This is a genomic window from Achromobacter sp. D7-1 (assembly GCF_059760445.1).
Window position 1 is genome coordinate 29227 of record NZ_JCBAMT010000013.1, and the last position, 8927, is coordinate 38153.

Sequence of the window (8927 nt, forward strand, 5' to 3'; positions counted from 1 at the left end):
AGGTGCATTTTTAAGAATATTAGTCGGACTGCTATTTATAGTCAACAGTCAGACTGATAATTAAAGGTGCGAGACCCTGCTAAGATCATGAATCGTTTTGTTACTCAAGGAAGAACAAGATGGGCTGGCTAACAGACAACGCAGAAAAATTCAGTCGGGCAACCAGCGATGAAAACGGACAAGGCGCCCACCCTATGTATAGGGCCCACGCAGTACAAGCGCGACAGATTGACGAATTGATTGGCTTGGTGAAGGGCGTACTGGCGGACGGGGCTATATGCCAGGGAGAGATTGAGTTCCTACTGATGTGGATGAACTCGAATCGGGATGTAAAGGATGAGTGGCCTGCGCGCGCCCTTTATCCGCGAATTGCGGAAGCCTTGGCAGACGGCCACGTAGATCCCAATGAGGAGAGTGAAATTATGTCTCTCCTGTTGGCGGTGGTCGGCGGAAATCAAGCTCCCGCTAGTGGTGAGGCAAGTGACTCCACGAAACTTCCACTATGCAGTCCTGCGCCGCAAGTTGTGTTCCCTGGGCAAACGTTCTGTTTTACGGGAAAATTCTCCAGCGGAAGCCGCGCTTGGTGCGAGAACCAGGTTCACGCAAATGGGGGGCTAGGCGTCTCTGGCGTCACCAGAAAACTGGATTTCTTGGTTATTGGTGATATAGGAAGTCGCGACTGGCTTCATTCAACCCACGGGCTAAAGATAAAGAAGGCGGTTGAGCTCAGAGAGGCCGGCATCCCGCTCAAGATCATTGGCGAAGAGCATTGGTTCAATAGCTTGGGAGTGCGGGGATGAAGCTGTACAGACCGATTTCCACTCCGTTGAGGTCTGGCCTGAGCACTGAGGAACTATGGCACGGAGAAGATGACGGGCTCATCGCTTGTTGGGAGCGAGGGCGGGAGGTCGCTATCGAGCGTGCCGCGCTTGCGGCGCAAGCGCGCGATGGTGTGCTGGTAGTGCTGCCGTGGCGTGGTGGCCTGGAGCGAAAGCTCGCTGCCGGGAAGAAGTATGGAACCCATCGCTATCTCGCGATGTGGCAGGGGTTGCGGGGTGATGCCCTTGATTTGGATACCGAAGGCGAGGTGCACCTTAGTTGTTCAAACTTTGGTACGACTGTCATTTTCACGTCCGACTGGACCAAGTTCGCTGGGGATGAATCCTAGCCAAGGAGTCAACTGCAGAGTGACAGCAGGTGGGGGCGCTACAACTTGAACCCAACCCAAAAAGCGCGCCCAATGATCTCGATCTCGGGATCATCGAAAGAAAGGTGCATGTCGGGGTAACCGCCCGCAGGATTCTCCGGTCGAGCAATGAATCCGCCGTTTCCCCTATAGAGTCGCTTTACCAGGACTTCGCCGTGGTGGCGAAAGGCATAGACCTTGCCGTTGATGATCGTGGTTGCGCCGCGATTAACCAGTATGAGGGCGCCGTCAGGAATTAGCGGTTCCATGCTGTCTCCCTTCACGGAGACAGACACAGTTTCCTCCGGATTCGCGCCCGCGTTGCGAAGAAAGTCCGCCCGGAAGGATAGGCGGCCTTTCTCGTCCTCTGACATGACGAGTTCGCCATGGCCGGCGGAAAGGCGAACGTCTAAGCGGCGCACGGGCACGAACTCTTGAGCGCCATCGTCCTCGGGTGCAGCCTCCGCAATGCGCTGGATCTCTTTTGCGAGGTCCATGCTGATGTCTTCCGGGGCGCATCCGAACAGCGCCGCAAACTTGACCAAAGCGTTGATGTTCAGCGGGATTTTGCCGTTGACATATTGGCTCACTGAACTCTGGCTGTTGAAGCCGAGCAGTGCTGCCACCGTTTCCTGAGAGGCGGATTCCCGCGAGGCTCGACGCCGAGCCTTCCATTCTTCATAGAGGGCCTTAAGGCGTGAAGCGTCGGCAAGTTGGGCGGGAGTGAGGGGCAGGGCGGGCATGGGCGCAACGTTATTAGGCAGGCTGATATTTGGCAATTAGCCGGACTGTTGACTACAATAATCAGTCGGACTAATATTTAGGGATGAATCCAATCCGCCTAGTCCGAAAAGCGGCTGGCCTTTCTCAGGCGCAGCTCGCTGCGAAGCTGAAAGTGAGCCAGTCGGCCATCTCCCAATACGAACGGGGAGCCATTCAACCTGGCATCAAGCAGGCGAAGCGCCTTGTGGCACTCGCGGCGGATTCTGGCCTGTCCGTTTCCTTGGATCAGGTCTACGAACAGCCCGAGGCGTCGCGCGCGCCTCCCCAGCAGGAGCCTACCCATGCATAAGCCAGCGCCGTTGACCTTCGGCGCCCGCTTGGCGACCCATCCCATCACGAAAGAACAGATTGCATGGTTCTTCAGTGTCCCGGCCGAGCAGCCGAGCGACAACGAGCCGCCGGAAGTGCCGGCAGACGACGCCGAGAAGATCCAGATCGGCCCGCTCGATGTCAGTTGATGTTTGAGGGTGTTGTCCATGGTTCGCATCCTAGGGGAGGCGAAGCAAGAGCGAAACCCTGTTATTTCCAGATTCCAAGGTAAGACCCAATGACCAGCCGCCACCCCTCCCACAATTGGCTTGATGTTCTCTACAACGATGTCCGCAGTACGCCTGGGGGCGTGAAGGATGCTGCGTCGTTCCTGACGGAGCGCCGCGGCAAGCGGATCCACTACGAATCTCTGCGCGCCAAGCTGAACGGCCAAGAGGGCGAGTCGATGACGTTTGAAATGGCCGACTTGCTGACCGAGTGGATGTCGCAGTACTCAGCCTCTGCCGCGTTTGCGCATCGCTGGGCGCAGACCTACGCAACGGTCGAGCATGGCCTCACCTGCCTGGACGTGCCGCTGCCGCCTGAGGGCGGATGGCCGGACGAGCTGAAGGCAATTCACCAGAAGGTATTGCAGGTAGGTGCGAAGGTCGGTGGTTTGAATTCGTCGACCTTGGAAGCGATGGCGGATGGTCGGATCGATCCTGGTGAGCGCAGCGAGCTTTACACGCTCTTCATGGAGTTGGCTGTTCTCGCGTTCCGCGGCGCGCGCAACGTGTCGAGGGTGCAATGCTGATGCGCGGCACTTCGGGTGTTCCCGTGCGGGCGCGAGTCCCGTCCACGGTGCGTAAGGGGGGCGCGCGGGCGCGTGCGGCCGAGCAACTCTGCAGGAACACTCGGTTCCAGGACTGGGTTGTTGCCCGCGTCGGCGCTGCCCCCCAGGGCGTGACAGCTAAACAGCACGCGGCGCAGTTTGTCCGTGACGTTTGCGGCGTCACCAGCCGCGCCGAGTTGGACCACAACGCCAAGGCGGCCAGCTTGTTTTATCTGGCCATCCGAAAGCCGTTCATCAAGTGGAGCGGCATCTATGGCTGACTGCCTGCACATGTTCAGGGGCTACCGCGTGCCGCAGGAGACGGTGCAGGCGGTCCGCCAGGCGATCATCGATACGCCGCGACAGGTTCAAGTGAACGCGCTGCGGGCCATGGTTTCGCCTGCCATGGTGGCGGTTAGCCCCTGGCTTCGGACCACCCGGGATGACGCCGCTGCTGCCGCGGTGGAGTCGTTTCTGTTCGACGCTGTGCGCGCCGGCCTGGTCAGACGCCACATGAACGGCTGGAAGTTCTCGCACTGGTCGCGTGTCCGGAAGCAGCGGGGTGCGGTATGACCTTGAATCGCAAGACGCCCCTGCGTCAGAAAGCGCCGATGAAGCGTGGCGCGCCGTTGAAGGCCAAGGCGCCGATGATGCGGGCCAAGCCGATGCCGCCGCCGCGAGCCGCCATGAAGGCGCGCAAGAAGGGCAAGAAGCCGCCCAAGACCGTGTATCGCAACCAGGCGCTGCTGGGCCTTGCCGAGGGCGAGGAATGCTTGCTGCGCGTGCCGAGGTATTGCCAGGGCGGTAGCGAGACCACCGTTGCATGCCATTCGAACCGCACCCGAGACGGAAAGGGGAAGGGCATCAAGGCGCATGACTGGGCAATCGCCTTTGGCTGCGTGGGTTGCCACTTCTTCATTGATCAATCGACCGCACCTCGGGAAATGAAGTTGAGCTACTTCATTCCCGGGCTGCGCCTTACGCGCTTGCGCATCATCGCCTTGGGTAAGTGGCCCGAGGAGGCGGAGCGCGGTTATCAGGCGCTCTACGGAGTCACCGAATGAACTACTACAGCCACAACATCGGCGACTACGCCCAGGCCACGATGCACTTGAGCCTGGTTGAGGACGCCATCTACAGCCGCCTGCTGCGCCGCTACTACGCCGAGGAGCAGCCCATCAAGGACGACATGCAGCAGGTCTGCCGTTGGGTGGGGGCGCGGACGGAGGAAGAGCGCGCTGCGGTGCCGATGATCTTGCAGGAGTTCTTCGAACTGGTGGAGGGAGCTTGGCGAAATAAGCGGGCGGATAGCGAAATCGCCGCGTATCAGCAGAAGGCGAAAACCAACCGGGATAACGGAAAGGCGGGCGGAAGGCCAAAGAAGAAACCCAACGAAACCCAGTCGGTTTCTGGTGGGTTTCCAGAAGGAACCCAAACGGATGCCACGGGAAACCCAGTCGGGGGCCAGCAAGAACCCAGTCGTAACCCTAACCAAGAACCAAGAACCAATAAATATTCCGTTCCTGACGGAACGGGCGGCCCGCCGCCGGAGCCGCCTTCGGCCGTAGAGCAGATTTTCGCCCTGGGCCTACCGCTGCTGATCGCTGCCGGGCAGCCCGAGAAGCAAGCCCGCTCGATGCTGGGCATGTTCCGCAAGTCGCACCAGGACGAGGACATCGTTCGGGCCATCCAGCAATGCGTGGACGACCAGGCGATTGAGCCCGTGGGCTACCTGCAACGCGTCTTGCGTTCGGGGGCTGCGCGACCTGCACGCCAGCCGAGTGCGGCGCAGCGGCGCGCATCGTGGAATGAGGAAATGGGGGCGTCGCTTGCACAGGGCGCGCCGCGAACCGAAATCGACATGGGGATCATCGATGTCACAACTCACTAATTCGGCCGCTGACGCTGGGCTGGGCGGCATGGTCGTTGCGGAACTGCGCCTGATGTACGGGTCCAAGTTCGCCCAGGCATGGGAAGGGTTGACGCCGCGCGAGGTCAAGGACGCATGGAATCAAAAGCTGGCGGGCTACACCGAAGCGGAAGCGCGGGTTGGCATCGTTGCCTGCCTCAGCCGTGATTGGCCGCCGACGTTGCCGGAGTTCATGCGCCTGTGCCGCCCGTGGACGGTGCCTGAGGTTGCGTTTCACGACGCAGTAGCGGGGATGACGGCCCGCCGCCGCGGTGAAATCGGCAAGTGGCCGCATCCGGCCATTTACTGGGCGGCGGTAGCAGTCGGCACGCATGATCTGCTGAACTGCGGCTACGCGGTCCTGAGGGCGCGCTGGGAGCGGGCATTCTCCGAAGAGCTCGCGCGCGGCCAATGGCACGCGGTGCCGACTCCCGCGGTTGCCTTGCCGGCGCCGGGAGCTACGCAGGCCACCAAAGAGGATGCCGAGAAGGCTCTCAGGGAGATGGGGGCGAGCGCGATCATGAACGAATCGGGCCGTGATCCGCGCCGAGGCGCAAAGCGCATCCTGGCCGAGACGGGGAAGAAGGGCGACCGGCAATACTCGCCCACGGTCATCGCCATGGCTAAGGCTGCGATGGATGCATATCCGGACACGGGGGCGCAGCGATGAGCGCCATGCAGCGAAACAAGGGCGCGGCGTTTGAACGCAAGGTGGCGAATCTGCTGACCGAGGCAACCGGGAAGGTATGGCGCCGGCGCGTGCGCAACGCCGCGGACGATAGCGATGTGGTTGCCGATGATCCGGCGTTCGCCCACATCGTCATCGAATGCAAACACGCCAATACGCTTTGCCTGCCGGCATGGTGGCGCCAGGCGCAGCAGCAGGCCGGAGAGCAGGGCGTGCCGGTGCTGATCTACAGGCAGACGGGGGCGCGCGGCGAACTGGTGATGGTGGACGCCCATCACGTGAATTCGAAGACTTTTCCTGTCCGGGGGCGGCATACCGTCACCTTCGCATGGGAAGCGGCAATGCAATGGATGCGGGAAATGCTGCCCGCGAAAGTGACTTACTCGCCGGGGATCATCTGATGACGCCAGAACGAAACGCGCAACTGCTGGCAGGGCAAACGGCGGTGGCCAAGAAGGTTTACGCAGTCCTGCCCGAAGGGCGAACCGGCGCGTATACGCCCTTGCAGATCGCCCAGGCCCTGAAGACTTCCACGGGGGCGAGCCTGGATATTCACACCATGCGCGGGTGCCTGGGGGCGCTGAAGGACGCGGGATTGATCAAAGAGGTTGTGCCGGGGGCATTCCGGCGCGTCGAGGTAAAGGAGAAGTTGGAAATGGTGCAGCAAAAGCAGCAGGTATCCCGCAACACGCCCCATGGCAAGGAGCCGGTTGATGTTCCCGACAGCGCGGGGCCGATGGAACCCATAGACGTGCTGGCGGGTATCGCCGGCAAGGTCCGCGCGGCAATGGCCGGGTTGGGGGCGCTGGCCGAAGAAATCGACCAGGCGGCGATCATGATCGAGGAGCGTACCGCTGCGGATTCGAAGGAGCTCCTGAAGGTCAAGCAGATTGCCACGCTCCTCAAGGAGCTGGGCTAAGGCTCGGGGGCGCAATGGCTGAGCGATTCGACGCTGACGCCGTGTTGTGGAACTGGGCGCGCTGGTGCTGGTCCGGCGCGCCCGTCGGCAACATGGCCTTTTATGTGCCCGTGGAAGATGACTATCACCCGATTCAAGTGGATCAGGCGCAGGCTGTCGAGCGCCTGCATCAGGCCCTGCCGCACCATGAAGCGATGATCATCATTGCGGAGTATCCGCAGCGTCATGAACGATTCGCGGGCCTGGAGGCGCACCAGCGGCGCACATCGGCCCTGCGCTGGATTGCCCAGGTGACGGGCAAGGCAATATCGGCCACCGAATACAGGCTGTATCTGGGGCTTTTCAAAGACAAGGTGAAACGTGAAGTTTGCTAAGGAAATTATCGGCTTGATGGCCCCGTATCCCGGTCGAGAATTCAAGATGGCTGATCTCGTGAGAGCCGCGACGGGGGCGCGCGAGCTGACCATCAAGGAGCGGACCGCGGCGAGGCAAGGTGTGCTGCGCGCGGTCAAGGCCCTTATCGACCACGGGCAAGTGTTGCGCCGGCCCAGCCGTCCCGGTGTTCGCAATGCCGCTGTGTACCGCTGGAAAAGTGCGACATGAAGTAGTTGATTAGTGCGACAGGAACCGCGACAATTTGTCCGTCCACAGGTGCGCCCAAACGAAACGCATCTGATAGCCCGCCACGCGAAAAGCCGGCGGGTTTTTGCATTTCTGCGGGCTTGGCCGAGTGGTCAGGCAGTGGCCTTCCAAGCCTCTTACGCGGGTTCGATCCCCGCAGCCCGCTCCAGACAAACGAAAGCCCCGATTCGGATGTTCCGGTCGGGGCTATTAAAAACCGTGAAGGACTAGGTGTGACGGCGCAAAAATTCCAGCCCCATAACGTCAATGGTTAGTTCGAGGTATGTTGGAACCGAATCCCCCCAGCGCAGTTGCCAGCTGTCGCTCTAGATCTGCCGCTTGGTCCCTATCTAGGACGAAAACGGAAATTATGGGTGTATCTGCTGGCGCATCGATTGCTAGGTTTGTATGCTTGACGCGCATAAAGATAGCGGTTAGTGCCCCGTGCAATATTCCGACTTCAAGGCTGACAGCGCGGGCTAGGATGGCGTCCGGTTTTTTCTTCATGAGTAATCTCCGGAGAGGCCTCCGCGAACACCCACACTAGCACTCTGGACCTGGGCACGGAATAGTGCACCCGCACCGGCACACCTAGCCTAGCAAAAGTTGGACCTGTGAATCTTCCAGCTTTTACGCGTCTAGGATTCCGGTGATTTCAGCTCAGCCGCTACTTCTGAGGCAGACGGCATTCGATCGCGAGTAGTGCAGTTCCGTCGGGCAATTGGTAGTGTTCTGCACCAAGCCATGTCACAGGCCTGCCATCCCGCAAGCAGAGGTAGTAGTTGGCCCAGGCCCCGTCGTGCCAGGGGGTAGACCTGTAGCGGCGCTCAATGATGTACGTGACCCCGTTTGCGTCCACCGCAACAAGCTCAGAAGTCTGATTTGTATAGTTTTGCGGCATGAGCTAGCTCCAATGGATGGGCGTAGTCCACCTCTGCGCTCATTCCCGCACTATCCATTCCTACAGTCAATACGTACTTAGCCCACATCCGCACAGCAAAGAGCGGCAGATGGCGGGTTCTAGTAGCGCGCTGAGCATGGCGCGCGGGGGTTGGGTCATCGCCGCCGGGCGGTGTGCAGTAGGTAGCACCCGGCAAGAACATTCAGGGGTATGGATCATGTGCAGGCGAGACTTCGAAGCGGTTGTTCTCCGCGACATCCGCAATGCGGAGCGTGCAGGCGCGGACCCCGTGCTGTGCACAACTGCTCGCCAGCTGTTGAGGGAGTACGACCGGATGTACCGACACAAGGTGTCCGGCCTGAGTCGGTTGGCGCCTGGCGCCAGGCGTGAATGCCGTGAGCGCTGTATGTCTCGGTACATCAACTGTGTCGATGCCGTAGGCGACTTGGTGCGCACCTATGCCGATCGTCGTCGTGGCGAGGCGATCCTGGCATGAAGCTCAAGACTCTCAAGCCGCGCATTGCGATGGCTGGCTCAAGGCTGGCTGCTGCCCCCACGCCGAGCGCCAAGCGTATGACGGGGCGCAAACTGCAAGAGCGGCGGTTGCGCGTCTGGTCTGTTGACCCACACTGCGCGCACTGCCGGACGCTGACCATTTACCCGTATGGGTTTGAACTGGACCACAAGGTCAGCCTATTCGATGGCGGCGAAGACACCGATGCGAACACGCAGATTCTCTGCGTGTCGCGAGATGCGAGCGGGCGGAAGACCGGATGCCATGACGCCAAGACGCGGCGGGACATGGGATATAGAGTGCACAGGTAAGAGAGACTAGGCCG

Annotated in this window: 16 protein-coding genes and 1 tRNA gene; 16 read left to right on the forward strand and 1 reads right to left on the reverse strand. The window is 60.6% G+C overall.

What is annotated here, in order from left to right; all coding sequences use genetic code 11:
- Positions 1–119 precede the first annotated feature (119 nt).
- Both AC6LKD_RS08220 and AC6LKD_RS08225 read left to right on the forward strand, forming a co-directional pair.
- Positions 120–800, forward strand: a complete 681-nt coding sequence (locus AC6LKD_RS08220; RefSeq protein WP_498115829.1) for a BRCT domain-containing protein — start codon at positions 120–122, stop codon at positions 798–800.
- Positions 797–1168 (forward strand): hypothetical protein, encoded by a 372-nt coding sequence (locus AC6LKD_RS08225; RefSeq protein WP_498115831.1) that lies wholly within the window; start codon positions 797–799, stop codon positions 1166–1168. The genes AC6LKD_RS08220 and AC6LKD_RS08225 overlap by 4 nt, the downstream gene beginning before the upstream one ends.
- A 38-nt stretch (positions 1169–1206) precedes the next feature.
- On the opposite strand, the gene AC6LKD_RS08230 is transcribed toward AC6LKD_RS08225, so the two are convergent.
- The gene (locus tag AC6LKD_RS08230; protein WP_498115833.1) at positions 1207–1812 is read right to left on the reverse strand and encodes a LexA family transcriptional regulator; all 606 of its coding nucleotides are present in this window, start codon (positions 1810–1812) and stop codon (positions 1207–1209) included.
- A gap of 200 nt (positions 1813–2012) precedes the next feature.
- Between AC6LKD_RS08230 and AC6LKD_RS08235 the strand changes: the two genes are divergently transcribed.
- The 14 genes from AC6LKD_RS08235 (at position 2013) to AC6LKD_RS08300 (ending at position 8913) form a co-directional block, all read left to right on the forward strand.
- Positions 2013–2258 (forward strand): helix-turn-helix domain-containing protein, encoded by a 246-nt coding sequence (locus AC6LKD_RS08235; RefSeq protein WP_498115834.1) that lies wholly within the window; start codon positions 2013–2015, stop codon positions 2256–2258.
- Positions 2251–2427: a hypothetical protein gene (locus AC6LKD_RS08240; RefSeq protein WP_498115836.1), complete on the forward strand. Its 177-nt coding sequence runs from the start codon at positions 2251–2253 to the stop codon at positions 2425–2427. Before AC6LKD_RS08235 ends, AC6LKD_RS08240 begins: the two co-directional genes overlap by 8 nt.
- Before the next feature lie 89 nt (positions 2428–2516).
- Positions 2517–3032, forward strand: a complete 516-nt coding sequence (locus AC6LKD_RS08245) for a phage regulatory CII family protein (RefSeq protein ID WP_498115838.1) — start codon at positions 2517–2519, stop codon at positions 3030–3032.
- Complete coding sequence (locus AC6LKD_RS08250; RefSeq protein ID WP_498115840.1) at positions 3026–3331, forward strand: hypothetical protein; 306 nt, start codon at positions 3026–3028, stop codon at positions 3329–3331. Before AC6LKD_RS08245 ends, AC6LKD_RS08250 begins: the two co-directional genes overlap by 7 nt.
- Positions 3324–3623, forward strand: coding sequence for a hypothetical protein (locus AC6LKD_RS08255; RefSeq protein WP_498115842.1), 300 nt, complete (start codon positions 3324–3326; stop codon positions 3621–3623). The genes AC6LKD_RS08250 and AC6LKD_RS08255 overlap by 8 nt, the downstream gene beginning before the upstream one ends.
- A complete protein-coding gene (locus AC6LKD_RS08260; protein WP_498115844.1) occupies positions 3620–4114 on the forward strand; it encodes a nuclease domain-containing protein in 495 nt (164 codons plus the stop codon). Before AC6LKD_RS08255 ends, AC6LKD_RS08260 begins: the two co-directional genes overlap by 4 nt.
- Positions 4111–4941: a YdaU family protein gene (locus AC6LKD_RS08265; RefSeq protein ID WP_498115846.1), complete on the forward strand. Its 831-nt coding sequence runs from the start codon at positions 4111–4113 to the stop codon at positions 4939–4941. The genes AC6LKD_RS08260 and AC6LKD_RS08265 overlap by 4 nt, the downstream gene beginning before the upstream one ends.
- Positions 4925–5629, forward strand: coding sequence for a hypothetical protein (locus AC6LKD_RS08270; RefSeq protein ID WP_498115848.1), 705 nt, complete (start codon positions 4925–4927; stop codon positions 5627–5629). The genes AC6LKD_RS08265 and AC6LKD_RS08270 overlap by 17 nt, the downstream gene beginning before the upstream one ends.
- A complete protein-coding gene (locus tag AC6LKD_RS08275; RefSeq protein ID WP_498115850.1) occupies positions 5626–6048 on the forward strand; it encodes a putative PDDEXK endonuclease in 423 nt (140 codons plus the stop codon). Before AC6LKD_RS08270 ends, AC6LKD_RS08275 begins: the two co-directional genes overlap by 4 nt.
- Positions 6048–6566 (forward strand): hypothetical protein, encoded by a 519-nt coding sequence (locus AC6LKD_RS08280; protein WP_498115852.1) that lies wholly within the window; start codon positions 6048–6050, stop codon positions 6564–6566. The genes AC6LKD_RS08275 and AC6LKD_RS08280 overlap by 1 nt, the downstream gene beginning before the upstream one ends.
- 14 nt (positions 6567–6580) lie before the next feature.
- Positions 6581–6940 (forward strand): hypothetical protein, encoded by a 360-nt coding sequence (locus AC6LKD_RS08285; protein WP_498115854.1) that lies wholly within the window; start codon positions 6581–6583, stop codon positions 6938–6940.
- Positions 6927–7169, forward strand: a complete 243-nt coding sequence (locus tag AC6LKD_RS08290; protein WP_498115855.1) for a hypothetical protein — start codon at positions 6927–6929, stop codon at positions 7167–7169. Before AC6LKD_RS08285 ends, AC6LKD_RS08290 begins: the two co-directional genes overlap by 14 nt.
- 113 nt (positions 7170–7282) lie before the next feature.
- A tRNA-Gly gene (locus AC6LKD_RS08295) sits at positions 7283–7356 on the forward strand.
- A gap of 1224 nt (positions 7357–8580) precedes the next feature.
- Positions 8581–8913: an HNH endonuclease signature motif containing protein gene (locus tag AC6LKD_RS08300; protein WP_498115856.1), complete on the forward strand. Its 333-nt coding sequence runs from the start codon at positions 8581–8583 to the stop codon at positions 8911–8913.
- The last annotated feature ends 14 nt before the right edge of the window (positions 8914–8927 follow it).

Excerpts from the sequence above, each read along its gene's own strand:
- AC6LKD_RS08220 (WP_498115829.1), top strand. The coding sequence starts at position 120 with ATGGGCTGGCTAACAGACAACGCAGAAAAATTCAGTCGGGCAACCAGC.
- AC6LKD_RS08225 (WP_498115831.1), top strand. The coding sequence starts at position 797 with ATGAAGCTGTACAGACCGATTTCCACTCCGTTGAGGTCTGGCCTGAGC.
- AC6LKD_RS08235 (WP_498115834.1), top strand. The coding sequence starts at position 2,013 with ATGAATCCAATCCGCCTAGTCCGAAAAGCGGCTGGCCTTTCTCAGGCG.
- AC6LKD_RS08240 (WP_498115836.1), top strand. The coding sequence starts at position 2,251 with ATGCATAAGCCAGCGCCGTTGACCTTCGGCGCCCGCTTGGCGACCCAT.
- AC6LKD_RS08245 (WP_498115838.1), top strand. The coding sequence starts at position 2,517 with ATGACCAGCCGCCACCCCTCCCACAATTGGCTTGATGTTCTCTACAAC.
- AC6LKD_RS08250 (WP_498115840.1), top strand. The coding sequence starts at position 3,026 with ATGCTGATGCGCGGCACTTCGGGTGTTCCCGTGCGGGCGCGAGTCCCG.
- AC6LKD_RS08255 (WP_498115842.1), top strand. The coding sequence starts at position 3,324 with ATGGCTGACTGCCTGCACATGTTCAGGGGCTACCGCGTGCCGCAGGAG.
- AC6LKD_RS08260 (WP_498115844.1), top strand. The coding sequence starts at position 3,620 with ATGACCTTGAATCGCAAGACGCCCCTGCGTCAGAAAGCGCCGATGAAG.
- AC6LKD_RS08265 (WP_498115846.1), top strand. The coding sequence starts at position 4,111 with ATGAACTACTACAGCCACAACATCGGCGACTACGCCCAGGCCACGATG.
- AC6LKD_RS08270 (WP_498115848.1), top strand. The coding sequence starts at position 4,925 with ATGTCACAACTCACTAATTCGGCCGCTGACGCTGGGCTGGGCGGCATG.
- AC6LKD_RS08275 (WP_498115850.1), top strand. The coding sequence starts at position 5,626 with ATGAGCGCCATGCAGCGAAACAAGGGCGCGGCGTTTGAACGCAAGGTG.
- AC6LKD_RS08280 (WP_498115852.1), top strand. The coding sequence starts at position 6,048 with ATGACGCCAGAACGAAACGCGCAACTGCTGGCAGGGCAAACGGCGGTG.
- AC6LKD_RS08285 (WP_498115854.1), top strand. The coding sequence starts at position 6,581 with ATGGCTGAGCGATTCGACGCTGACGCCGTGTTGTGGAACTGGGCGCGC.
- AC6LKD_RS08300 (WP_498115856.1), top strand. The coding sequence starts at position 8,581 with ATGAAGCTCAAGACTCTCAAGCCGCGCATTGCGATGGCTGGCTCAAGG.